General features: G+C 73.8%; 18 protein-coding genes and 1 tRNA gene. 8 read left to right on the forward strand and 11 right to left on the reverse strand.

What is annotated here, in order from left to right; all coding sequences use genetic code 11:
- Positions 1–166 precede the first annotated feature (166 nt).
- Entirely contained in the window at positions 167–1,282 is a 1,116-nt protein-coding gene (locus tag ACIO9K_RS09605) for an ADP-ribosylglycohydrolase family protein (RefSeq protein WP_350877669.1), read from the forward strand.
- 207 nt (positions 1,283–1,489) lie between these two features.
- Here ACIO9K_RS09605 and ACIO9K_RS09610 read toward each other — a convergent pair whose 3' ends face one another.
- The 3 genes from ACIO9K_RS09610 to ACIO9K_RS09620 form a co-directional block, all read right to left on the reverse strand.
- Positions 1,490–1,699, reverse strand: coding sequence for a DUF397 domain-containing protein (locus ACIO9K_RS09610; protein ID WP_363585371.1), 210 nt, complete (start codon positions 1,697–1,699; stop codon positions 1,490–1,492).
- Entirely contained in the window at positions 1,699–2,559 is an 861-nt protein-coding gene (locus tag ACIO9K_RS09615) for a helix-turn-helix transcriptional regulator (protein ID WP_350877673.1), read from the reverse strand. Before ACIO9K_RS09615 ends, ACIO9K_RS09610 begins: the two co-directional genes overlap by 1 nt.
- 637 nt (positions 2,560–3,196) lie before the next feature.
- Complete coding sequence (locus ACIO9K_RS09620; protein ID WP_363585370.1) at positions 3,197–3,940, reverse strand: GPP34 family phosphoprotein; 744 nt, start codon at positions 3,938–3,940, stop codon at positions 3,197–3,199.
- Positions 3,941–4,238: 298 nt separating this feature from the next.
- Between ACIO9K_RS09620 and ACIO9K_RS09625 the strand changes: the two genes are divergently transcribed.
- Positions 4,239–6,488 (forward strand): hypothetical protein, encoded by a 2,250-nt coding sequence (locus ACIO9K_RS09625; RefSeq protein ID WP_400328203.1) that lies wholly within the window; start codon positions 4,239–4,241, stop codon positions 6,486–6,488.
- A 107-nt stretch (positions 6,489–6,595) separates the two neighbouring features.
- Here ACIO9K_RS09625 and ACIO9K_RS09630 read toward each other — a convergent pair whose 3' ends face one another.
- Complete coding sequence (locus ACIO9K_RS09630) at positions 6,596–8,128, reverse strand: glycosyltransferase family 39 protein (RefSeq protein ID WP_400328205.1); 1,533 nt, start codon at positions 8,126–8,128, stop codon at positions 6,596–6,598.
- Between the two features lie 804 nt (positions 8,129–8,932).
- On the opposite strand from ACIO9K_RS09630, the gene ACIO9K_RS09635 reads away from it, so the two are divergent.
- From ACIO9K_RS09635 to ACIO9K_RS09650, 4 genes are all read left to right on the forward strand, one after another.
- Positions 8,933–10,378, forward strand: a complete 1,446-nt coding sequence (locus ACIO9K_RS09635) for a hypothetical protein (protein WP_363619188.1) — start codon at positions 8,933–8,935, stop codon at positions 10,376–10,378.
- 148 nt (positions 10,379–10,526) lie between these two features.
- A complete protein-coding gene (locus tag ACIO9K_RS09640) occupies positions 10,527–11,819 on the forward strand; it encodes a transglycosylase family protein (RefSeq protein WP_363619189.1) in 1,293 nt (430 codons plus the stop codon).
- Between the two features lie 213 nt (positions 11,820–12,032).
- Positions 12,033–12,108: transfer RNA gene (locus tag ACIO9K_RS09645), tRNA-Arg, on the forward strand.
- 243 nt (positions 12,109–12,351) lie between these two features.
- On the forward strand, positions 12,352–14,835 hold the full coding sequence (locus ACIO9K_RS09650) for an ABC transporter permease (protein WP_400328208.1): 2,484 nt from the start codon (positions 12,352–12,354) through the stop codon (positions 14,833–14,835).
- A 77-nt stretch (positions 14,836–14,912) separates the two neighbouring features.
- On the opposite strand, the gene ACIO9K_RS09655 is transcribed toward ACIO9K_RS09650, so the two are convergent.
- Both ACIO9K_RS09655 and ACIO9K_RS09660 read right to left on the reverse strand, forming a co-directional pair.
- Positions 14,913–15,785: a carbon-nitrogen hydrolase family protein gene (locus ACIO9K_RS09655; RefSeq protein ID WP_400328210.1), complete on the reverse strand. Its 873-nt coding sequence runs from the start codon at positions 15,783–15,785 to the stop codon at positions 14,913–14,915.
- A gap of 85 nt (positions 15,786–15,870) precedes the next feature.
- Positions 15,871–16,683 carry a phosphatase PAP2 family protein gene (locus tag ACIO9K_RS09660; protein ID WP_400328212.1) on the reverse strand — a complete coding sequence of 271 codons (813 nt, stop codon included), beginning with the start codon at positions 16,681–16,683 and terminating at the stop codon, positions 15,871–15,873.
- 441 nt (positions 16,684–17,124) lie between these two features.
- Here ACIO9K_RS09660 and ACIO9K_RS09665 point away from each other — a divergent pair, with 441 nt between their 5' ends.
- The gene (locus ACIO9K_RS09665) at positions 17,125–18,096 is read left to right on the forward strand and encodes a sigma-70 family RNA polymerase sigma factor (RefSeq protein WP_363585362.1); all 972 of its coding nucleotides are present in this window, start codon (positions 17,125–17,127) and stop codon (positions 18,094–18,096) included.
- Positions 18,097–18,236: 140 nt separating this feature from the next.
- Positions 18,237–18,488, forward strand: coding sequence for a hypothetical protein (locus tag ACIO9K_RS09670; protein WP_400328214.1), 252 nt, complete (start codon positions 18,237–18,239; stop codon positions 18,486–18,488).
- A gap of 10 nt (positions 18,489–18,498) precedes the next feature.
- Here ACIO9K_RS09670 and mscL read toward each other — a convergent pair whose 3' ends face one another.
- The 5 genes from mscL to ACIO9K_RS09695 all read right to left on the reverse strand — a co-directional run bounded on the left by mscL (position 18,499) and on the right by ACIO9K_RS09695 (position 23,318).
- On the reverse strand, positions 18,499–18,918 hold the full coding sequence (gene mscL, locus ACIO9K_RS09675) for a large conductance mechanosensitive channel protein MscL (RefSeq protein ID WP_363619194.1): 420 nt from the start codon (positions 18,916–18,918) through the stop codon (positions 18,499–18,501).
- A gap of 30 nt (positions 18,919–18,948) precedes the next feature.
- Entirely contained in the window at positions 18,949–19,212 is a 264-nt protein-coding gene (locus ACIO9K_RS09680; RefSeq protein WP_380491757.1) for a hypothetical protein, read from the reverse strand.
- 295 nt (positions 19,213–19,507) lie between these two features.
- On the reverse strand, positions 19,508–19,840 hold the full coding sequence (locus ACIO9K_RS09685) for an FmdB family zinc ribbon protein (RefSeq protein ID WP_350877692.1): 333 nt from the start codon (positions 19,838–19,840) through the stop codon (positions 19,508–19,510).
- Positions 19,841–20,033: 193 nt separating this feature from the next.
- Positions 20,034–21,425: an MFS transporter gene (locus ACIO9K_RS09690; RefSeq protein WP_400328217.1), complete on the reverse strand. Its 1,392-nt coding sequence runs from the start codon at positions 21,423–21,425 to the stop codon at positions 20,034–20,036.
- Positions 21,426–21,833: 408 nt separating this feature from the next.
- Positions 21,834–23,318, reverse strand: a complete 1,485-nt coding sequence (locus ACIO9K_RS09695; RefSeq protein ID WP_363619196.1) for a potassium/proton antiporter — start codon at positions 23,316–23,318, stop codon at positions 21,834–21,836.
- Between the last annotated feature and the right edge of the window lie 186 nt (positions 23,319–23,504).

Consider the following 23,504-nt stretch of genomic DNA (forward strand, 5'->3'; position numbering starts at 1 on the left):
GCTGGTTCCCCCCGGCCCCGCTGCCGCCCGTACGGCGCCCGGGGCCGGGGAACCGGAGCACGAGGGACGCCCTTGATTCGCTCGGGTCTTCGAATACAGTGCCAGGGCGCGCGCCGCGGCCGTGCGTCGCGCAGCCCCCTGCCCCGAGGAAAGGCGCCCCGTCGTGATGCCACTGTGGTCACGCGCCCAGCAGCAGGACTTCCGCAGCCGGGTGCGGGGCTGTCTGCTCGGCGGTGCCATCGGCGACGCGCTCGGCGCCGGCGTCGAGTTCGAGCCGCTGGAGAAGATCCGGGCCCAGCACGGCCCGCAGGGCGTCACCGGCTACGTCCCCGCGTACGGGCGCACCGGCGCCGTCACCGACGACACCCAGCTCACCCTGTTCACCGTCGACGGCCTGATCCGCGCCCACATCCGGCGCGACACCGGCAGCTGGCATCCGCCCACCGACCTGCACCTGGCCTACCTGCGCTGGGCCGCCACCCAGCGCGACTGGGGCCCCGACGAGCGCCGCCCCGACCTCGGCTGGCTCGGCCGCGAGGAGTGGCTGTACGCCCAGCGCGCCCCCGGCCAGGGCTGTTTGTCCGGCCTGACCGGGGCCGACGCCGAGTTCCTCGGCACCGTGGAGCGGCCGAAGAACCCGCACTCCAAGGCCTGCGGCACGGTGGTGCGGGCGGCGCCGTTCGGCCTGCTCACCAGCTGGGAGCCGGGCCTGGTCTTCCAACTCGCGGTGGAGTGCGCGGTGCTCACCCACGGCCACCCCACCGGCTACCTCGCGGCGGGCGCGCTCGCGGTGATCGTCCAGAGCGTGGCCCGCGGCGGCACCCTGGAGGAGGGCGTCCACCTCGCCCTGGCGCTGCTCTCCGAGCGGCAGGCGCACGAGGAGACCACCGCCGCGCTGCGGGCCGCGCTGGACGCGGTCCGGGCCGGCGAGCCGTCCGCGGACCGGGTGGAGGCGCTGGGGGAGGGCTGGGTCGCCGAGGAGGCGCTGGCGATCGGGGTCTACTGCGCGCTGGTCGCGCACGACGTGCGCTCGGGCCTGCTGCTCGCCGTCAACCACTCCGGGGACAGCGACTCCACCGGCGCGGTCTGCGGGAGCCTGCTCGGGGTGCTGCACGGTGACACCGCGCTGCCGTCGGGGCTGGTGGCCGGGCTGGAGGGGCGAGGCGCCATCCTCGAACTCGCCGACGACTTCGTGCTGGAGCTGATGCACGGCACCGAACTGCACGATCCGCGCACCCCGGAGGGGCTGACCTGGTCGGAGCGGTACCCGGTGGTGCGCTGAACGGGGCGGACGGGGCGGACAGGACGGACGGGGCGGATGGGGCGGACAGGACGGACAGGGCGGATGGGGCGGGAAGTTCGGGCGGGAACGACGTTTGCCCGTAGCGTCGGCCGCCGGCGAGGGCGACGGCCACTGCTACGGGCAAACGGGCCGAGCTCGGATTCGCACCGGGGGCGCGGGGCCGGGTCGGTGGCCGCCGCCGCAGGGTCAGCGGCGGCCGAACACCCCGGTGGCCGCAGCGCTCGCGAACGCGGTCCAGGCCTCGGCGGAGAAGCGCAGCTGCGGCCCCTGAGGGTCCTTGGAGTCCCGTACCGCCACCGCCCCCGTGGCCGGCGTGGCGATCTCCACACAGGCGCCGTTGCCGCCGCTGTGGCTGCTCTTCCGCCAGCGGGTTCCGTGCTCGGAGGTGGTGCTCATCAGTGGTATCCCTCTTCAATCTCAGCTATCAGTGCCCGGCTCTCCGCCACGCCGAGTGCCGCCGCCCGCAGGTAGTCGTACAGACCGGTATAGCGGCGGACGTCCGCGTCCTTCTCCAGGTAGAGATCGCTCGTCACCCCTTCGAAGTAGACAACCGTGGAATCGGCTGACTCGGGGAACTCCAGCAGGGAGAATGTCCCGGTCATACCGGGGTGGGCCCCGGCCGAGAACGGGATCACCTGGATGGTGATGTTCGGGTGCTGGCTCAGCTCCATCATGTGCTTGAGCTGCTCGGCCATCACCTCGCGGCTGCCGACCTCGCGGCGCAGCACCGCCTCGTCTATGACGGTCCACAGGCTGCCGAGCTGGTTCTCGCCCTGGATGCGGTCCTGGCGCTTCATCCGGACCTGCACCCGGCGCTGCACGGCGAGCGCGTCGGTGTCCGGCTGGGTGCCCTCCACGACGGCCTGCGCGTACTGCTCGGTCTGCAACAGGCCCGGGACGAAGGAGGATTCGTACGCGCGGATCGAGGAGGCCTCGGCCTCCAGCCCGATGTAGACGCTGTACGGGGTCGGCATGTCGTTGAAGTCGTGCCACCAGCCGCGCTGACGGGACTCCTTGGCCATCTCCATGAGGCTGGCGCGCATCTGCTCGTCGTTCACGAGATAGACGTCGCAGAGGTCGCGCACGTCGCGCTGGCTGATGCTGCGGCGGCCGTTCTCCAGTCGGCTGATCTTCGACTGGGAGACCATCAGCCGGCCCGCCACCTCCTCCGCCGTCATCCCGAGGCCCTCGCGGAGTTTGCGCAGCTCCGAGCCCAGGCGCCGACGGCGCACGGTGGGATTGATGCTCGTCGACACATCGACCTCCGGCCGGACCTCTGGTGATCGTTGGAACGGCAGCCCTCGGAACACTTCGGACATTGGGACCAACCCCCCTGACTTGGAGCAGCATGTCACCTCGGGCCAGGTCGGCGTCAGGGAATCACAGCAGCGCAGTAGAACAGATCGTCGGAAAAGCACTTCTGTGAGACGGCGAGGGCCCTCAAGTGGTAATGCGGCTCAGCGGCTCGAACCGGTACGGGCTAAGGATGTGCTCCCCGGCGGCGCAGGTGCCAGTGGCACCTGCGAGGGCAGGACTGCCGGGCTCCCCGCACGGGCCCCGAAGGGCCTTCGGGGACGGCAGAGGGGCGGTCGCCGGGCGACTTCCGTCGCGGGGCGACCGCCCCTCCGTGCTCCTGGTGGTGCGGGTGCTGCTTCGGTGGTGCGTCGGGTCCTTCAGCGCCGTTGCTCAGCGCCGTCGGGCGGCGTGAACGGGGCGGCGCGCGCCGTCGGAGGTGCCGCCGGGCTCGTGGTGCCCGTGGTGCCTGCCGGGCCCGTCGTGCCTGCCGGGCCCATGGTGCCCGCCGTCACGGGCCGTACGGGCCGTGCGGGCTGCACGTGCCGCGCAGGCCGTACGGCGATCGGTGCGGCGTCCCGCGCGCCCGGGCGGTCCCGGTCAGCGGACGCCGACCCGTGAGGCGGCGACCCGCCCCGAGCCCCGGCCCGCCGCGCGGGCGCCGGAACGCCCGGTGCCGGTACCGGTCCCGGAACCCTGGGCAGAACGGTTCTGCTGCGCCGGCAGGCCGTTCTGCACGTCCATCACGGCGTGCGCGACCATCCCGCCCAGCGGGTCGTACCGGATCAGGTCCCGCAGCCGCGACCGCGAGGACCGGCCCTCGTTGCCCGGATACAGGTGCTTGCCCAGGCCCACGGAATGGGCCAGGGCCGCCAGCGCCGCCGTCCGCGGGTCCGGCGGCACGCCGGTGCGGATGGCGGTGTCCAGCCGCTGTTTGATCGCGGCGTTGGTGCAGTCGTCCGACGCCTGATAGCGGGTCGTCGGCAGCACCCCGCACACCTGGCCCGGCACGGCCGTGACCATGCCGCAGCGCTCCAGGTGCGCCAGGTAGGTCTGCCGCAGCCCCAGCCGGGGCCCGCCGATCCAGTGCGCCGCGCGGACCGGACTGCCGCGTCGGCGCAGCAGTTCCAGTGCGTGGTCCAGGGTCGGGTCGCCGGTCGGCCGTGCGAGCACGACAGCGATCCGGTCTCCCTCCGGTACGATCCGTCCGGCCAGGGACAGCTCGACGAGCTGGGCCCCGGCGAGTCCGAGGTCGAGGGTCTGCGGCTGCGCCGTGGTACCCGTGGTCGGGTCCAAAGCGAGCAGCAAGAGTTCCTCGGGAACAGTTCTGCGGCTCTTGCCCATCCAAGCCTCCCCGCGTGGATGAGAGACAGGGTGACGCCTCTCACACGGGCTTGTCGAGTACGCCTCCGAATCGTGACCTTGCGGTGGAGGCGGGGAACCAGGGGCGGCGGGCCCGGCGTCTGACCGGTGAACAGACCGCAGTACGCCCGTGCGACGGCAATAAGCGCCGGTCGGGCGGGGTGTGCGCGGCCGGATCGGCCGACGGTGGCGGAGACTGTACAGGTACACGGGGCGGGGCGTCGGCTTCCCGAAATCGGGTCTGCCGGTGCCCCGCCGGGCGTTGAGGAGGCTGGGATACGTGGGCGAGTCCCCCGACAGGGTGCTGAGGGACGGCGAGCGGGCGCAGGAGCGCGAACGCGAACGGACCGGGACGGCCGGCGGTGCGGGTCCGGACCCGGACGGTGCTCCGGACGGCAACCCGAACGGCAGCCGGGAGGCCGAGACCGGCCCCGGCGACACGCCGGCGGCGGGGGCCAAGCGCGGCTCGACCGTACAGCTCCGTGTCCGGGATGTGGACAGCAAGACCACGATGCTGCGGCTGCCGGTGGACAGTGCGACCACCGCGCTGCGGCCGCCGGAGGAGCTGACCAAGCCCGCCGGTGACGGAAGTTCCGACGTCGCGGCCGGGGAGGCGGAGGCCGTGACGGCTGCCGACGGCGAGGAGAAGGCGGCCGGACGGCCGACCGGAACCGACCCGCGTCTCGCCATGCGGACGGCCGCGGCGGGTGCGGGAGCCGTGGCGGGGAGTGCGGAGAAGGGCACCGAGAAGGGCACCGAGAAGGGGGCGAGGGAGGCCGGGGAGAAGGCCGCGTCCGAGGGCGACACGCCCGGGGCCGTCGCACCCGTCGCACCCGCCGAGGCCGCCGAGGCCGCCGCGCCCGAGAGCGACGAACCGGACGAGGCGGCAGCCGGGCCGGCCAAGCCCGAGGAGCCGGCCAAGCCCGCACCTGCGCGCGCCTCCGCCTCCGCCGTGGCCCCCGCGGCCGCCGCGTCCGGCACCGTGCCCGAGCCTCCGGCGCCGACCCCGCAGCCCGAGCCGTCCCCCGTCCCGGAGCCGGTGCCCGAGCCGCACCCGGCGCCCAAGCCCCTCCCCGAACCCGAGCCGCAGCCCGGTCCGGAGCCGCTGCCGAAGCCGACTCCCGCCCCCGTGCCCGGCCCCGCCCCGGCCCCCGAGCCACTGCCCACCCCCGACCCGCGGCCGGTGCCGCCCGTCCCGCCGCTGCCGAAGCCCGAGCCGCTGCCCCTCCCGGAGCCGCCGCCCGCGCCGGAGAACACCGCCGAGGCGATGGAGGTCCTGGCGACCCTCAACGCGCGCCCGGTCTCGCCGCTGCGCCGCGCGCTCAAGCGGATCACCATCTGGACGGCCTTCCTCGCCGTGGTGCTCGGTGCGGCGGTGGTGGCCCAGCTGCTGCGCCCGCTGCCGGACGCCAAGGTGCGGATGTCCGCCGCGGGCAGCTTCAGCTTCGCCGGCGACCAGCTCGACCTCGCCTGGCCGGCCAAGGGCCAGTCCGCCGCCGAGGTGGTCGGCGTCGGCAGCCTCGGCAGCTCCGGGCAGGAGACGCCGTCCTCGATCGCCAGCGTCACCAAGGTGATGAACGCCTACCTGATCCTGCAGAAGTTCCCGCTGAAGAAGGGGGAGAGCGGCCCGAAGATCACCGTGGACAAGCAGGCCGCGCAGGAGTCCGGCAACGTCGACGAGTCCCGGGTCACCCTCACCGAGGGCCAGGTGCTCACCGAGTACCAGGCGCTGGAACTGCTGATGCTGCCCTCGGCCAACAACGTGGCCCGGCTGCTCGCCCGCTTCCACTCCGGCTCCGAGGACGCGTTCGTCAAGCTGATGAACGAGACGTCGGCCAAGTTCGGCATGACCAACACCACCTACGCCGACCCGGCGGGCTTCCTCGCGGACACCAAGTCCACCGCCAAGGACCAGCTGAAGCTGGCCGAGCAGGTCATGCAGGACGAGATCTTCCGGCAGATCGTCTCCACCCCGGAGACCAACTTCAACAACGCGAAGATCTCCAACACCAACAACCTGATCAACCCGAAGACCGGGGTCATCGGCGTCAAGACCGGCTCCAGCACCCCGGCCGGCGGCTGCCTGATGTGGGCCGCCTACAAGGAGATCGGCGGTGTGAAGCGGCTGATCATCGGCGTCACCCTGGGCCAGCAGGCCACCTCGCCCAACCCCGGCGACGGCATCCTGCCGACCGTGCTCAAGGTCAGCGGCAAGCAGATCCAGGCCGCGCAGGGCGGCCTGACCGGCCAGACCGTGGTGAAGAAGGGCGACGTCGTCGGCACCGTGGACGACGGCCTCGGCGGCAAGGTCCAGGTCGTCGCGACCAAGGACCTCGTGGTGGCCGGCTTCCCGGGCATCACCGGCACGGTCACCCTGGACGCGGCCAAGCTCGGCCACACCGCGAAGGCCGGCCAGGAGGTCGGCCTGCTGCGGGTGGGCGCGGGCGACGACAAGACGGAGGTCCCGGTGGCCCTCCAGTCCGACCTGAACCCGCCGTCCATCCAGTCCCGGCTGACCCGCACGCTCTGACACCGCGACGACGGAGGGGGAGCCGGTTCGCCCGGCTCCCCCTCCGTCGTGTTTCCGCGTGCTCCGGGTCTCGCTCGTCAGCCGTCGCGTGCTCCGGGTCTCGCTCGTCAGTTGTCGCGGTCGAGCAGCGCGACCGTGAACCCGCCGAGCGGCGTGACCTGGTCGGGCGCGCCGTACTGCGTGCGGAGAGCCTGCGCCTGGTCCTCCGGCATGGTGGTCAGCGGGTCCTCGGTGTCCCCGAGGACCAGCAGCCAGATCCGCGCCGCCTGCCCCAGACAGGCCTCCGGCTGCGGGCACGGCGTCGGCGACAGGTCCTCCGCGTCGTCGGCGCTCTGCGCGACGAACACCGGGTACGGGTGGACGTCCGACGGCAGGTAGTAGCTGACGCCCGGCCACACCATCGCCCAGGCCTGGTTACCCAGGGGGGCCGCCATCCCGTCCCCGGACCGGTAGCCCGCGGCGATCACCCCGGCGGCCGCCCGGAACGGCTCCTCCGACCCGTTGTGCGAGCCCACGTAGCGCACCGCGGGCTGCTTCGGCAGCGCCGCCACGGCCGGGACGGCGAGCAGTCCCAGCGTCAGCAGTCCCACCGCCGCCCTGGCCGGTCCCGGAGCACGGAAACGTTTCGCCCAGGCCGCCGCGACGCCGTACACCGCGCCGACCCCGCCCCCGGCCAGCACCGCCCACGCGGGCACCGTGAACAGCAGGTACCGCTCGATGAAGTACGAGGTGCCGCCCTGCGACACCACCCACACGCCCATCACCGGCAGCCCCGCGAGCAGCAGCGCCTGCCCGGCCTGCACCCGCCGGCCCGGCAGCAGCAGCACCGGCAGCGCCAGCAGCACGAAGGCGTAGAACACCGTGTGCGAGCCGAACAGGTGCTGGCCGAAGTGCACCAGGCCCCCGAGGTTCGGCTTCTCGATCCAGCCCAGCTGCCGGTCCGACTGCCGGCTGCCGAGCAGCACCACCGGCAGCACCGGCACCGCCGCCACCCCCACCGCCACCGGGTACTGCCACAGCAGCCGCCGCTCCGCCGCCCCGCGCGTGCGCCACAGGTGCAGCAGCACCAGCGCCACCTGCCCGGCCACCGTGCTGAACGAGATCAGGTGCCCGGCGCCGGCCACCGCCATCGCCGCGCAGTACGGCGCCCACCGCCGCCACGTCGGCCGCTCCAGCGCCCGCACCAGGAACCAGGTGGCCGCCGCGATCGCGAAGGTCACCAGCGCGTACGCGCGCGCCTCCTGCGCGTACCGCGACACCTCCGGCGGCACCGCGAACAGCAGCCCCGCGCCGACCGCCGCCACCCGGTTGCCGAACAGCCGCTCGGCGGTCAGCGCCACGAACGCGGCCGCCCCCGCCATCGCCAGCACGGAGGGTATTCGCAGCGCCACCACGGAGTCGCCGAACACCGTCGTCCAGCCGTGCATCAGCAGGTAGTACGCCCCGTTGCTGGCGTCCACGTGCTGGAGCAGCCGGAGCAGGTCGCCCAACGACCGGGTGGCCACCGTCCAGGTCGCCATCTCGTCCCGCCACAGCTCCGGCGTCCCCAGCCGGTACCCGCCCACCGCCAGCATCACCACCGCGGGCCACACCCACACCTGCCCCAGCAGTCGCACCACCGGGTGCCCAGCAGGTCTCATCGGGTCCTTCGTCTCCTTCGCACGGCGCGGCAAGGCGGTCGAACACTTTTCCGGCAGGCTACTTGACCCGCTCTGACCCCTCGTCGGCACCCGCACCCCGACCCGGCCCCGACCTGGCCAGGTGCGGACGCCGACCCGGCCCCGGCGCGGTCCCGACCAGGCCCCGGCGCGGACGCCGGCCCGGCCCCGGTGCGGACGCCGACCGCTCCTGGCCGGAACGGTCCAGGGCCACTTCCGTCCAACCGAAGCCCCTTCCACCGCCGCCGAGCTGCGACGAAGCTGGTGATCGCCGCCAGGGAGCACCGCTCAGGGCGGCACCGGAGAGCGCGCCACCGCGGGACGCGGCCACCGGATCCCACCCTCACGTCGCAGCAGGAGAGGACACCGTCATGCTCCGCACCGTCATGACCGAGGCCACCGCGGTCGCCACCCTCGCCGTCGCAGGCCGGGCCGCCGCCGCGGCTGCTTCTTAGCGCCTGTCCGGGGCTGACGGCCCCACCACCTCGCCCCGGCCCCGCCGGGCCCCATCGACCGGCTGCTCCTGCGGGGCGGCCGTCCAGCCGGGCCCGCTCCCGAGGCAGGCCGATCCGAGCGCCGTACCCCGGCCTCGCCGAGCGCCGCACCCCGCGGCGCCCCGCACCAGCGCGTCGAACCAGCGCGTCGAACCGCCGCCAGGCCGGCTGCTCCCGCAGGGCAGCCGACCGGAATCCGCGCGCCGCGTGAGCCGCCCGTCACCGTCGGGCCCCGAGCACCTCGAAGCCGGGCCCAGCCGCCAACCCCGTCCACCACGTCCGGAGGTCCGCCATGTCCGCCAACCGTTCGAAGCTCGCCAACGTCGCCCTCGCCGGGGCCCTCGCGCTCGGCGCGGTCGTCTCCACCGTGTCGCTGACCGCACCGGCGCAGGCCGTCGGCACCTCGTCCGTCAACGGCCCGATCAGCCGCTCCGAGATCATCGCCCGGGCCCAGAACTGGGTCGACCAGGCGGTGCCGTACAGCCAGAGCCTCTGGCACAGCGACAGCAACGGCTCCTACCGGCAGGACTGCTCCGGCCTGGTCTCGATGGCCTGGCACCTCGGCTCCAGCCGGGTCACCTCCACCCTCGACGACATCTCCACCCAGCTCGGCAGCCTCGACGACCTGCAGCCCGGCGACATGATCGACAACATCAGCACGCACGTCGTGCTGTTCGCCGGCTGGACCGACGGCAGCCACAACACCGCCGTGGTCTACGAGGAGCCGCGGCCGGGCCTGACCGCCCGCAAGATCAACTACTCGCGCAGCTCCCTGATCAGCGGCGGCTTCAAGCCCTTCCGCTACGACAAGACCGTCGACAGCACCCCGCTGCCGCCGAAGCAGGGGGCCGTGGGCTGGGGCGCCCAGGTCGTGGTGAACGGCGGCGGCAACGTCTTCCACACCACCCGTTCCTCCAACGGGAGCTGGACCGGCTTCGGGAACGTGGAGAGCGTCGCGGGCGACATCGGCGGCGTCCAGTCCATCGCGGACGCCGGCATCAACGGCGACACCCACCTGCTCGCCGTCGGCGGCGACGGGAACATCTACCACACCATCCGTCACACCGGCGGCAGCTGGGACCGCTTCACCGACATCGGCCCGCAGACCAACAGGCTGGGCAACGTCACCAAGGTCTCCGCGGTCTCGATCGGCGGCGACCTGCACGTCGTCGCCGTAGCCGACGGCAAGCTCTTCCACACCGCCCGGCTCGCGAACGGCACCTGGCTGCCGTTCGGCGACATCACCCCGGCGGGCGGCGCCGTGACCAGCGCCTCGGTCGCGAGCGTCAACGGCGAACTCCAGGTCGTGACGGTCTCGGGCGGCACGGTCTACCACGCCATCCGCGCCGTCAGCGGCTCCTGGTCGGCCTGGGGCAACGTCTACGACGCCGCCGGGAACGTCGGCCCCGCCCAGGACGTGGCGGTCGCCGGCACCGGATCCGACGCGCAGATCGTCGTGGTGAACAACAACGGCCAGCAGTTCCACGGCGCCCGCTACGGCAACGGCACGTGGCAGCCGTTCGCCGAGCTCGCCCCCGTGATCGGCTCGTTCACCGCCAACCGGGTCAGCGCCGCCAACATCGACGGCGAGTTCCAGGCCGTCTTCATCACCAACGACGACCGGATCATGCACACCATCCGCGACGGCTCCGGCAGCTGGGACCCGGCGGCCCCGATCCAGCTGAACGGTGTGAGCGGCAACCACTACGCCGTCTCCATCGGCGGCACCTACAACTGACCGTCCCCGCCCGCCGGTTCCACCCCCCGGCCCACCGCCGCCCCGCCGCGGTGGGCCGGCCCCCTCGCCGCCGCCCTCCTGCCGTCGCGCCGCTCACCCCCGGCTCCGTCCCGCGCGAGCCGTCCCGCCCCTCCGAGAAGAGGTCACGATGTCCCGCGCCTCCCGCCGACCCCGCGCAGCCGCCCTCACGTTCACCGCCCTCGCCGCCCTGAGCCTGTCCACGGTGGCCGCCGGCTCCGCCCAGGCGGCCTCGGTGGCCACCTGGGACCGGGTGGCGCAGTGCGAGAGCAGCGGCGACTGGAGCTACTACAAGGCCGGCTGGCCGTACTACGGGGGCCTGCAGATCACGAAGAGCACCTGGGAGGCGTACGGCGGCACCCAGTACGCGCCGATGCCCCACCAGGCCACCAAGCAGCAGCAGATCCTGACGGCGGAGCGGATCCTGGCCGGCCAGGGCGCCGGGGCCTGGGCGGCGAAGTGCAACGGCGGCCTGAGCACCGACCACGCCAACCCGTACCCGTCGCCGACCGCGCCGGTGAGCAAGGCCGGCGACCTCTTCCACGCCACGCGCCTGGTGGACGGCAACTGGACGTCCTTCAGCCCGCTGGACGGCTACGCCGGCTCGGCCTTCTTCAACGGCTCGCAGGACGCCATCGCGGCGACCCCGGACGGCTCGACCCAGACGCTGGCCACCGGTGCCGACGGCAACCTGTACCACACGGCGCGCTACCCGAACGGATCCTGGACGGGCTGGGCGCCGCTGGACGGCTACGCCGGATCGGCGCGGTTCGCGGCCCGGGCCGAGGCGATCGCCGGAATGCCGAACGGCGACACCCAGGTGATGGCGATCGGCAAGGACGGGAAGATCTACCACAACGCCCGCTACGCCTCGGGCGCCTGGCAGGGCTGGCTGCCGATCGGAGACTGGGGCGCGCAGAAGATCGCGGCCGCAGGACTGCCGGACGGCAGCATGCAGGTGCTGATCACCGGCAACGACGGCAACGTCTACCACAACGTCCGTTCCGCGAACGGCGCCTGGCAGGGCTGGAACGCCGTCGCGGGCGTCGGCGCCGCGACCTTCCAGGCGAAGGACGTCGCGATCGCCGGAATGCCGAACGGCGACACCCAACTGCTGGCGACCGGCAGCGACGGGAAGATCTACCACAGCGCCCGCTACGCGAGCGGCTCCTGGCAGGACTGGAACGTGGTCGACGGCTACGCCGGCGCGGCGAGCTTCCAGTCCGGGAGCTTCGCGATCACCGGCATGCCGAACGGCGACGCCCAGCTGATCGCCGTGGGCAACGACGGCGTCGTCTACCACAGCGCCCGCTACGCCTCGGGTAGTTGGCAGGGCTGGTGGAGCACCTCCTTCGGCGGGCAGAAGGTCGCCGTCGCCGGCCTGCCGGACGGCAGCGCCCAGATGGTCGTTTCCCGCAGCTGAGCACCGCCCCCGGCCCGGCGGGCAGCCGTCACCGCCCGCCCCGACGCCCCGTCGGAGGCCGGAGGGCGGCGCGCCCGGCCCCGCCATCGGCAAGATCGCGAACCCGCCGCCCGGGCGCCGCCCGACCCGCTACACTGAGCCGGTAGCGGCTTGCCCTCGGGCCGGCCGCCCCGGATCCGCTTACGGGATGCAGTCGCTCCCCGGCGGATCCTCGCCTCAGTAGCTCAGGGGATAGAGCACGGCTCTCCTAAAGCCGGTGTCGCAGGTTCGAATCCTGCCTGGGGCACCAGAGACGCGTGTGTCGCCGTAGGCCCCCCGCCCACCAGGGCGGGGGGCCTACGGCGTTTCCGGGGCCGGGCCGGGTCGGGGGCGGCGTACCTCTCGGGGAGGAGGGGGCGCGGTCGGCCGTCCGTCCTCGGAGTGATCATCGAGGAGACCTCGTGCTGACGGGCCGGGGCGGGTGCGAACCCTAGGCTCGGTGAGGCCCCTGCCAGTGCGTCGTGCCTGGTCAGGGCGGACGAGCCGGGGAGCGATGACGACGTACCGATACACCGTGGCCGAGCTGCGCGGGCAACTGCGGCAGCTGCTCCTGAGCGGGGCCGCGATCGCGCTGGGGGTGGCCTTCCTGATCGCCTCGGTCAGCGGCAGCGGGGCGCTGGTGGACTCCTTCAGCCAGACCGCGGCCGCCGAGGTCGGGTCCGGCGACGTGCAGGTGACCAGGACCGCCGCCGGTGGCGGGCTGGACGCCGCCGCCGAGCGGGCCCGGCGGACGGCCGGGGTGGCCGGGGTGGCACCGCGACTGGTCGGCAAGGGATCGGTGCTGACGGCCGACGGGCGCCCGCTCGACCAGACCGCCGCGGTCAGCGCGGTCGCCGACGACCCGGCGCTGCGCTGGCAGTTGCTCACCGGCGGCCACTGGCCGGCCGGGCCCGGCGAGGTGCTGCTCGACGCCGACACCGCGCACCGGCTCGACGCCGCCCCCGGGGCCGAGGTGCGGCTGGCCCGGGCCGACGGTTCCCCCGCCACCGCCCGGCTGGCGGGCGTCCTGGACGGCCGGGGCGCGCCCAGCCTCGCCGGGCGCCCGATCGTCGGCGTCCCGGCCGGTGCGGTCGCCCAGTACGCGACCGGCGTCACCACCGCCCAGCTGGACGTCCGGGTCCGGCCGGACGCCTCGCGGGCCCGGACCGTCGAGGCGCTGCGCGCCGTCCTCGGCGACGGCGTCGAGGTGCGCACCCGAGACGCCTCCGTCACCGAGGCGACCCGGCAGAGCCGGACCCTCTACGGGGTGGTGCTGATCGCCGCGCTCTCCTTCGTGCTGATCGCGCTCGCGGTGGCGCGGATGGTGGTCGGCAACACCTTCACGGTGGTGCTGGCTCAGCGGACCCGCCAACTCGCCCTGTTGCGCTGCGTGGGCGCCGACCGGCGGCAGCTGCGCCGGCTGATCCGCCGCCAGGGGCTGCTGCTCGGGACGGGAGCCTCGGCGGCGGGCGTGCTGCTGGGGGTCGGCCTGTGCGCGGCGGGGACGGTGGTCGTCGGCACGCTCGACCTCGGCCCGGTGCACCTCTCGCTGGCGCCGGCCCCGCTGACCTGCGCGCTGGCCGGGCTGTTCGGCGTGCTGCTCACCCTGCTGGCCGTCCGCGGCCCGGCGAAGGCCGCGGCGGCGGTGCCGCCGGTGGCCGCGCTCGGCGGCATGCACGGGCCGGTCGGCGGGGCGGCCAAGGCCCGGGCGGCGGTGTGGACGGCGGTGCTGCTGTGCGCGGGGACGGCGCTGCTGGTGGCCGGCGCGGTGGCCCCGCCGCCGCTGTCGCTGCTCGCGGTCACCGTCGGCGCGATCGTCAGCTTCTTCGGCGTGCTGCGGCTCGCCGACCGGCTGCTGCCCGCCGTCGTCGGCGTGCTGGGCGGCCCGGCCCGGCGGCTCGGTGGGACGGCCGGGCGGCTCGCCACCCAGCAGCTGCGGCTCAACCCGGGCCGCACCGGGGCGACCGGCTCGGCGCTGCTGCTCGGCGTGACCGTGATGGTCGGCGCGGTCACCGCGCTGGAGATCACCTCCAACTCCCTGGTGCCGGCGGTGTCCGCGCGCCAGCCCGGGGTCTTCTCGGCGGTCGTCACCGGGGGCGGCGCGCTGCCCGCCGGGGCGGTCACCGCGCTCGGTGCGCAGCGCGGGCTCGCCGTCACGCCGGTCCGCTCGGCCACCGTCGAACTCGACGGCCGGCCCACCCTGGTCGCGGCCGCCGACCTGGCCCGGCTCAACCCCTCGGCGGACGGCGTCGACCAGGCCGGGGCGCTTGCCGACGGCGCCGCGCTGAGCGGTCTCGGCGGCGGCGGGGTGCGCCGGGTCGGGGGCCCGGCGGGCGGGCCCGGCACCGACCTGCGGGTCGAACCCGGACGCAGCAGCCTGCCGCTCACCCTGCAGACCGGTGCGACGCTGCTGGTGACCCCCGCGACCCTGGACCGGCTCGCCCCCGGCGCGGCCGTCACCACGGTCTGGATCAGCCCGGGCGCGGGCGAGGACCGGTCGACCGCCCGCCGGGCGCTGGACCGGGCGCTCGCCGACCACCCGGAGGTGGCCGTCACCGACATCGGCGCGCAGGCGGAGACGCTGCGGTTGCTGCTGGACCGGATGACGACCGTCAGCATGGCCCTGCTGTCCTTCTCGGTCGCCATCGCCGGGCTCGGCGTCGCGGCCACCCTGATGCTCAGCGTCAGCGAACGCGCCCGCGAGATCGGCATGCTGCGCGCCATCGGGATGTCCCGGCGGCAGCTGCGCCGGATGCTCACCCTGGAGGCGGTGCTGCTGTCGCTGGCCGGGGCGTTGGTCGGCACCGGACTGGGCGTCGGCTACGGCTGGGCGGCCGCGCGTTCGCTCACCTCCACGGTGGGGACGGTCGGCGGCCCGCCGGTGGTGCTGGTGCTGGCCGCGCTCGGGCTGACCGTCCTGACCGGGCTCGCCGCCGCCGTCCTGCCAGCCCGTCGGGTCGGCCGGATGACCGTGGTGGACGCGATGCGGACCGCCTGACCGGCCAGCGCACCCGGCTCGGAGCGGCCGGGCCACCCCGCCTGCCCGGAGCGGCCGGGCACGGAGGTTCGACCGGCTCAGGCCAGGGTGAAGAGGGCGCGCGGGGCGGCCGGGCGGGCGCCGGCGACGGCCAGGTCGGCGAGCATGGTCTCGGTCTCCCGGGCGGCGCGCAGGACGGCCGGGTCGAGGTCGACGACCACCAGTTCGCGCCGGTCCTCGCCCGCCTCGGCGAGCAGTCGGCCGTCCGGGGCCCACACCGCGCTGCCGCCGCAGGTGTGCCAACCGCCGGTGTGGCCGATGTGGTTGGCGAGCACCGTGTAGAGGGTGTTGTCGAGCGCGCGGGCGGGGAACCAGGTGCGGGACTCGTGGTGGCCGTGGCCGACGCTGAACAGCGCGCCGACCAGGTAGGCGTGGCAGCCGTCGAGTGCGGCGGCGCGGGCGTGCTCGGGGAAGCCCGAGTCGTAGCAGACGCCGAGGCCGAGCCGCCAGCCGTCCAGCTCCAGGGTGCAACCGGCCGCCCCGGGGCGGTAGTAGTCGCGTTCGGTCTTGAACAGGTGCTGCTTGTCGTAGCGGGTGACGAGGCCGCCGTCCGGGCCGAGGACGAAGGCGGAGACCCGCAGCTCGTCGCCCACCTGCGCGGCGGCGCCGACGATCGCGGCGGTGCCGGTCCCGCGGCAGGCCTCGGCGATCGGCGCGAGGCGCGGATCGCCGGGCTGGACGGCGTACTTGAGCGGGTCGGTGCGGATCAGCTCGGGCTCGTAGCCGGAGAGGAACTTCTCGGCGAACAGCACCAGGCGGGCGCCGGCTGCGGCGGCCTCGCGGATCAACTCGGCGGCCTGGGCGGCGTTGGCGGGTATGTCACCGGCCACGGCCTGGGCCTGGACGGTGGCGATCCGCAGCGGGCGCTCGGGGTGACGGGCGGCGGCGGTGGGGACCGGGTCGGGAGACATGGCCGTCACGCTAGCGGACGGCTTCGGGCAGCCCCGGACGGCCCCGGACGGCCCCGGACGGCCGCGCGTGGATGCCGACGGCCTCTCAGTGGACGGCCCCGTCCGGGTGGTCGGTGGCGGCGCCGCCCAGCGGGTCGGTGCCGCGCGGCGACCGGACCGACGGCACGGTGATCCGCTGGACCCTCGGCCGGGTACGCCAGTTGACCCGCCGTACGTCGCGGGCGAGCGCGCCCGGTCGCCAGAGTTCGACGACGGCCGTCACGGCGCCCAGCACGAATCCGGCGGCCAGCCAGCCGGCGACCACGTCGCTCGGCCAGTGGACCCCGAGGGCGATCCTGGTCCAGCCGATGGTCAGCACCGTCGCCGCCGCCACCGCGCAGGCGGCGATCCGCCCGCGTCGGCGGACCCGGTACCAGACCAGGCCGACCAGCACCGCGCAGGCGATCGCCGAGGCCATGGCGTGCCCGGAGGGGAAGGCCGGGCCGCCGGCGTGCGAGACCGGGTCGGCGAAGGAGGGCCGTTGGCGGTCGACGGCCAGCTTCAGCGCCCACTGGCCGCCCCAGCCGACCAGGGTCTGGGCGGCCACCCAGCCGGCCAGGACCCGGGCGCCGATCAGCCACAGCCAGACGGCCGCGATGCCGAGCAGGGTGCGCATCGTGACCGTGCCGCCGATGTCGGAGAGCGTCTGCACCGAGGCGGTCCAGATCCGGTGCCGCCGGGCGAAGGTGTGCAGTTCGCCGATCCAGCTCTGGTCGAGCTGTTCCAGCGGATGCCAGTGTCGGGTCACCAGGGCGGCCAGGAGGCCGAACAGCGCGGCACAGACCACCGCGAGCGCCGAATCCCGCAAGAGGCGGCGGTGACGCGCAGTGACGGCGGTCGAGCTGTTGGTCAGGTGCATGGCTGACACCTTCCCAGTGTCCCGGGGCGATCAGGACCACGGGTGATAGCGATTCGGCATCGTTTGTGGGGAGAACCTGCGTGCGCCGGGGGGCGGGCGCCGGTGGAAGGCGGGGGGCGCGCGGGAACGCGCGTGCCCGTTCGGGGGTTTCACCCTGTATGGCGGCCGGTGGGGCGGCGGGCGCGTGTGCGGGGCGTGACGGAAGCGTTCGGAAGCGGTCGCGGAAACGACACCGACGGTGCTCGACCGGTCACCCGGTGTCCATGGCCGGGGTGAAAACCGGCAGCATACTGCATCGCGGGGAAGAATCTGAGTGACTTGGGAATGTTGTCCGGATTCTGTTCGTTGGATCGTTACGTGTGAGCCCCGCGGGGCCCGCACTTCTTGCCCTCTCGGGGGGCAGGCAGGCAGACCTCGGCAATTCCAGCAAAGGGAGCAAGCATGGCCACCCGTGCCGTCGTTCGCGACAGGGCCGACCGGACTCGCGCGGCCCGCCCGACCAACCTTGAGGCCGACCGCGACCTGGTCGGTATGTACCTCGACGAGATCGCCAGGACACCCCTGCTCGATGCCGCCGAGGAGGTCGAGCTCTCACTGCGGATCGAGGCCGGCGTGTACGCCCAGCACCTGCTGGAGGAGGGCGTGTTCCCCGAGGGCGTGAAGCGCGAGGAACTGGAGGCGATAGCCGAGGACGCCGAGCGCGCCAAGGACGTCTTCATCCGCTCCAACCTCCGGCTCGTGGTGGCGGTCGCCCGCCGGTACCCGCGCAGCGGCCTTCCGCTGCTGGACCTCATCCAGGAGGGCAACGCCGGCCTGGTGCGCGCCGTCGAGAAGTTCGACTACGCCAAGGGCTTCAAGTTCTCCACCTACGCCACCTGGTGGATCCGGCAGGCGATCACCCGGTCGATCGCCGACCAGTCCCGCACCATCCGGCTGCCCGTGCACCTGGTCGAGGAGCTGGGGCGGATCCGGCGGGTGCAGCGGGAGAAGTCCAAGGAGCTGGGCCGTGAGGCCGAGCCGGCCGAGATCGCGGCCGAGTTGGACACCACCGAGGCCCGGATCAAGGACGTGCTGGACTGGGCCCGCGACCCGGTCAGCCTCAACATGGCGGTCGACGACGAGGGCGAGACCCAGTTCGGCGACCTGGTCGAGGACACCGGGGCGACGTCCCCCGAGGACGCCGTGATGGTGATGCTCCGCCGCGAGGAGCTGGACGGCCTGATCGGGCGGCTGGACGACCGCACGGCCTCGATCATCCGCTCCCGCTACGGGATGGAGGACGGCCGCGAGCGCACCCTCACCGAGGTGGGCAAGCAGCACGGCCTCACCCGCGAGCGGATCCGCCAGATCGAGAAGCACGCGCTGGCCGAGCTGAAGAAGATCGCCGACCACGCGGGCTTCGAGGCCGCCTGAGAACCCGAGCCAACTGCCTGCGGCTCCATCCCGCCCCGGGCCCTGGTGCGGAGCGCTCCGCACCAGGGCCCGGGGTGTGTCGCGGGGCTCTTAGGCTGGAGGGACGGGGCGATCCGGACGGCAGTCGACGGGAAGCGGAAGTGAGCAGGGTGAGCGAGCAGGGGCAGGCGCGGGAGCCGGAGCAGGGACAGGGACAGGGACAGGGTGAGCAGCAGGGGCGGGAGGCGCGGCCGGCGGCGCCGAAGGCCCGGCTGGTCTTCCGGGACCCGCTGGACCAGCAGTCCCGGGACGACACCGACTCCGGCTGGGGTGAGCGCCCCGGGGCGGGGGAGAGCGGTGGGCGGGGGCTGGACTGGTACCTGAGCCAGCGCCCGCCGCACCACGGGGACTGAGGAGCGGTGCTCAGCGCTGCGGGGTGACCAGCGCGTCGCGGATCTCGGTGAGCAGTTGGACCTCCTTGGCCTCGGCCTCCGCCATCGTCTCGGCGGTGCTCTTCCGCCTGGCGGCCAGCCTGTTCATGGGCACGATCAGGACGAAGTAGACGACGGCCGCCGTGATCAGGAACTGCAGCAGGGCGCTGAGCACCGATCCCCACAGGATGAGGATCCCGGACGTGACCTCGCCGGTGGCGTTCAGCTCGCAGGGGCCCTTGAGGCAGGAACTGTAGGACGCCAGGTCCTTCGTTCCGAAGACGCCGACGATCGGATTGATGACGCCCTTGACGAAGGCGTTGACGATGTTGGTGAAGGCCGCGCCGATGACGACGGCGACGGCGAGTTCGACGACGTTTCCACGCAGCAGGAATTCCTTGAAGCCTTTCATGCCGCCGTGAACGACGAAGTCGTTGCCCGGTTACGGGTGATCTTCCGTTGGTCCGGATTGACAACCCGTCCGGCCCACCGGGCCGCCCGGCGGCGATGGCAGCCCGGCCCGCGCGGGCCCGACCGCGAGCGCCGCGGCCACCGCGAGCAGCACCAGCGCGGGCACCCCGGCCCGGCGCCGTACGGCGTGCCGCCAGCGGTGCCACCCGCCGGCCCCGCGCCGGATCGGCGGGAAGCGCGGCACCTCCCGCCGGGGCGGCACGGCGGGTGCGGGCAGCGGTACGGAGAGGCTCATGGTCGTCATGGTCACCACCGAGGTCGTGGGGGCCGCTCCTGTGCGGGCCGGTCGTTCTCCGGCGACCCCTACGATGTGCGCCGCGCGCCGCCCCGGAAAGCCCTTATCCGCAGCCTGTGGACAACTCGGGCCCTGTGGATGAATTCGTACACCCGCACGAGTGCATCCGGCCCGCCCGGGATGACGAACCGGGGCGACGAGTGGTGACGGCGAACCGGGACGACGAAGGCCCGCCGCCCCGCGAAGAACGCGGGGTGGCGGGCCTTGTCGATGCGCTGGGCGTCCGGCGCCGAGGTCAGCTCGCGGCCGGAGCCGGGCTGGAAGAGCTGGAAGAGCTCGAAGAACCGGAGGACGAGGACGTCGATGACGTCGAGGACGACGCCGGGGTCGAGCCGGACGACGACGCCGAGGAGCTACCGGAGGAGCCTGCGCCCACCGTGCTGCTGGAGGACGAACGGCTGTCGGTGCGGTAGAAGCCCGAGCCCTTGAACACGACGCCCACGGCCGAGAAGACCTTGCGGAGCCGTCCCTGGCAGTCGGGGCACGTGGTCAGCGCCTCGTCGGTGAACTTCTGCACCGCCTCCAGGCCGTTGCCGCACTCGGTGCACTGGTACTGGTACGTGGGCACTTGTCTTCCTCCTGGCACTCTCGCCTGATGAGTGCTAACGATGGTCAATGATGCGGCATTCCGCTGGATCAGTCCAGCGACTCCGATGTGAGATGAGCCGTGGCCGAGCCGCGCACGCTCCTCCACCGCGGCTCCGCGCCGCCCCCACCGCGCGCCGCCCACGGCTTCGCGCGGTGCGCCACCGCGTGCCCGCTCAGCCCTTGGCCGCGCCCACCAGCCGCGGCGCGGCGCCGCGCTCCGGTGCGGCCGCGACCACCTGGCCCGGCCCGCCCGGCGCGGTCAGCAGGTGCCGCAGCGACACCAGCGCGATCAGGCCCAGGCCGGCGCCGGCCACCGGCACCAGGAACCCGCTGGACGGCCCGTGGCCGTCGATCAGCTGCCCGGCGATCATCTGGCCGACCGCCAGGCCGAGGCCGATGGCGCCGGTCAGCCAGGTGAACGCCTCGGTCTTGGCGCCGTCCGCGACGAGCGTCTCGACCAGGGTGTAGCCGCTGATCAGGGTCGGCGCGATGGCCAGGCCGCAGACCAGTCCGGCGACGGCGAGCGCGATCAGGTTGGGCATCGCCCACAGCGTCGAGCAGCCCAGCACCAGCAGGGCGTAGCTCATGATCATCCGCTGCTGCACGGCCCGCCGCCAGGCGATCACGCCGTACAGCACGCCGGCCACCATCGAGCCGCCGGCGAAGATCCCGTACACGGTGCCGGCGGCGGCGTGCTGCCCGACCGAGTCGGCGAAGGCGTTCACCGAGACCTGCATGCCGCCGAACACGGCGCCCACCCCGAGGAAGGCCCCGGCCAGCAGCCGGACGCCGGGGGAGGCGAGCGCGGAGGCGCGCCGCACGCCGGGCTGGGGCACCGCCCGGGCGGGCGCGGTGCGCCGCTGGGCGGCGAAGGCCAGGCCGCCGACGAGGGTCAGCGTGGCCTCGGCGATCAGCCCGGCCGAGGGGCTGACCGTGGTGGCGACGGCGGTGGCCAGGATCGGGCCGATCACGAAGGTGAACTCGTCCGTCACGGACTCGAAGGCGAACGCGGTGCCCACCTTGGCCGCGGACGAGGCGGACGCGCCGTCCGCGGTGAACTCGGCGATCCAGCGGGACCGGACCATGGCGCCGATCTGCGGAACGCTCGCGCCGGCCGGGACGGCGGCCAGGAACAGGCTCCAGGCCGGTGCGTGGCCGAGCGACAGCGCGATCAGCGCGCCGACCGAGGCCGCGTGCACCACGACGGTCGGGACGAGGACGGCGGTCTGGCCGTACCGGTCGGCGAGCCGGCCGGTCTGCGGGCCGATCAGGGCCTGGGCGACGGCGGCGACGGCCGCGACGGTGCTCGCGGTGCCGTACGAGCCGTGGGTGTCCTTGACGAGCAGCAGGATGCCCATGCTGAGCATCGCGTACGGCAGCCGCGCGAGGAACGCCGGCGCCAGGAACGTCCAGGCGCCGGGCGTGCGCAGCAGTGCGCCGTACCCGACCCGCACGGGGGCGGGGGCGCCGGCGGCATCGGCGGTGCCGTCGGCAGGGGTGGCGTTGGCGGTGTCACGCGGGGTCGCGGTGTCCGCGGGGTCGTCGACCGTTCGGCGGGCCGTCACGGTCGGTCCTTCCTGCTGCCTGGTAGCGCGGCAGGGCATGGGGTGGCCCCGACGGCGCCGAGAGTCGTCCTCTCGCGCGTCGACCGGGGTAGATACCGGGCCGGCCCGGCGTGGTGGCCGAGGTCCGGACCGCGGCCGCCGAACGGTCGCGCCAACTCTGCTTCAGGCAGATGCTGGGTGTGATCTGACCATCATACATATACGCGCGTAGATGTCGCGCTGATCCCCAGACTACAAGGCCCGTCCAAAATTGTCCTGCCCATCGAAGGTGAACAGCGGGTGAGGCCTTCCGGTCCTCCGGCCTTCCGGTCCTCCGGTCCTCCGGTCTTCCGGCCTTCCGGTCGCCACCCGCCGCCCACCCTCCCGGCTCGGCGCCCGACGGCGGGTCTCAGCGCCCGACGCCGGGCCTCACCGCCCGTTCAGCCACCCCGCGAGCTTGCCGCCCTTGTCCACGGCCCGCAGCCGCCGCTCGGCCGCCTCGCCGACCTCGTCGGTGGTGACCACCAGCAGCTCGTCCCCGCCGCGCAGCACCGTCGCCTTGTCCGGCACGAAGGAGCTGCCCTCCCGCACCACCAGGGTGACGGCGGCCCCCTTGGGCAGCCGCAGCTCGCTGACCTCCACGCCGGACATCCGGGAGCCGGGGGAGAGCGCGACCGACAGCAGGTGCCCGTGCAGCTTCTCCAGCGGGGCGGACTCGATGTCCAGGTCCTGGCCCATCGAGCCCTCGCCGATCCGCAGCTGCTTGGCCACCCAGGGCAGGGTCGGGCCCTGGAGCAGGGTGAAGACGACGACCAGGATGAAGACGATGTTGAAGACGTCCTGGGCCTTCGGCGCGCCCGACACCAGCGGGATGGTCGCCAGCACGATGGGCACCGCCCCGCGCAGCCCGGCCCAGCTGAGCAGTGCCTGCTCCCGGCCCGGCACCTTGAACGGGGTCAGCGTCAGCACCACGGACAGCGGCCGGGCCAGGAAGACCAGCACGCCGCCGATCACCAGCGCGGGGACCACCGCGGAGCCCATGGTCTCGGGCGTGCAGAGCAGGCCGAGCAGCACGAACATGCCGATCTGCCCGATCCAGGCCAGGCCGTCGGCGAAGCCCCGGACGGCCGGGCCGTGCGGCAGCTTGGCGTTGCCGAGGATCACCGCGCTGATGTAGACGGCGAGGAAGCCGGAGCCGTGCAGCAGCGCGCCGCCCGCGTAGGCGAGCACGGTCAGCGCCATCACCGCGATCGGGTACAGGCCGGAGGAGGGCAGCGCGACGTGCTTGATCCCGTACGCGCCGAGCTTGCCGACCGCGAAGCCGACCGCCGCGCCGATCGCCAGCTCGGCGATGATCGTGCCGACCAGGACGTACCAGGAGTCCAGCTCGCCGGTGGTGGCGAAGGCGACGACCAGGATGACCACGGGCGCGTCGTTGAAGCCGGACTCGGCCTCCAGCAGGCCGGTGAGCCGGTGCGGCAGCGGGACCATGCGCAGGACGGAGAAGACGGCGGCGGCGTCGGTGGAGGAGACGATCGCGCCGAGCAGCATCGAGGTCCGCCAGTCCAGGCCGACCAGCCAGTGCGCGCCGGCCGCGGTGACGAACACGCTGACCCCGACGCCGACGGTGGCGAGCACGGTGGCGGCCGGCATCACGGGTCTGACCTCGCGCCAGCTGGTCTTGAGGCCGCCCTCGGCGAGGATCACCACGAGCGCCGCGTAGCCGAGCACCTGGGTCAGCTCGGCGTTGTTGAAGGAGACGCCGATGCCGTTCTGGCCCAGGGCGACGCCGATCCCGAGGTAGATCAGCAGGCTCGGTAGCCCTGAGCGGGTGGATATCCGCACGGCGACCACCGCGACCAGCAGGATCACGGAGAACTCGAGGAGGAGCTGGTTCAGGTGGTCGATGTTCACGCAGTGGCACCTCGTGCAGGCAGGGGCGGGCGGGGTGTCTGGTGGTGCTGGAGGGCGCGACCCGTTAAGAAGGCGTCAATGCTCCTGTTGCGGATCGTTACTCAGTCTAACATTTTGCCATATCTTTAGTTTCTTTTCCTCCCCGGGCCCCCAACCGCCGCTTCCGGGCCTCCTCGTTGACCTCCT

The sequence above is a fragment of the Kitasatospora sp. NPDC087271 genome (genome assembly GCF_044744605.1).
Lineage (GTDB): Bacteria > Actinomycetota > Actinomycetes > Streptomycetales > Streptomycetaceae > Kitasatospora.

Excerpts from the sequence above, each read along its gene's own strand:
- ACIO9K_RS09605 (WP_350877669.1), top strand. The coding sequence starts at position 167 with ATGCCACTGTGGTCACGCGCCCAGCAGCAGGACTTCCGCAGCCGGGTG.
- ACIO9K_RS09610 (WP_363585371.1), bottom strand. The coding sequence starts at position 1,699 with ATGAGCACCACCTCCGAGCACGGAACCCGCTGGCGGAAGAGCAGCCAC.
- ACIO9K_RS09620 (WP_363585370.1), bottom strand. The coding sequence starts at position 3,940 with ATGGGCAAGAGCCGCAGAACTGTTCCCGAGGAACTCTTGCTGCTCGCT.
- ACIO9K_RS09630 (WP_400328205.1), bottom strand. The coding sequence starts at position 8,128 with ATGAGACCTGCTGGGCACCCGGTGGTGCGACTGCTGGGGCAGGTGTGG.
- ACIO9K_RS09635 (WP_363619188.1), top strand. The coding sequence starts at position 8,933 with ATGTCCGCCAACCGTTCGAAGCTCGCCAACGTCGCCCTCGCCGGGGCC.
- ACIO9K_RS09640 (WP_363619189.1), top strand. The coding sequence starts at position 10,527 with ATGTCCCGCGCCTCCCGCCGACCCCGCGCAGCCGCCCTCACGTTCACC.
- ACIO9K_RS09650 (WP_400328208.1), top strand. The coding sequence starts at position 12,352 with ATGACGACGTACCGATACACCGTGGCCGAGCTGCGCGGGCAACTGCGG.
- ACIO9K_RS09655 (WP_400328210.1), bottom strand. The coding sequence starts at position 15,785 with ATGTCTCCCGACCCGGTCCCCACCGCCGCCGCCCGTCACCCCGAGCGC.
- ACIO9K_RS09660 (WP_400328212.1), bottom strand. The coding sequence starts at position 16,683 with ATGCACCTGACCAACAGCTCGACCGCCGTCACTGCGCGTCACCGCCGC.
- ACIO9K_RS09665 (WP_363585362.1), top strand. The coding sequence starts at position 17,125 with ATGGCCACCCGTGCCGTCGTTCGCGACAGGGCCGACCGGACTCGCGCG.
- mscL (WP_363619194.1), bottom strand. The coding sequence starts at position 18,918 with ATGAAAGGCTTCAAGGAATTCCTGCTGCGTGGAAACGTCGTCGAACTC.
- ACIO9K_RS09680 (WP_380491757.1), bottom strand. The coding sequence starts at position 19,212 with ATGAGCCTCTCCGTACCGCTGCCCGCACCCGCCGTGCCGCCCCGGCGG.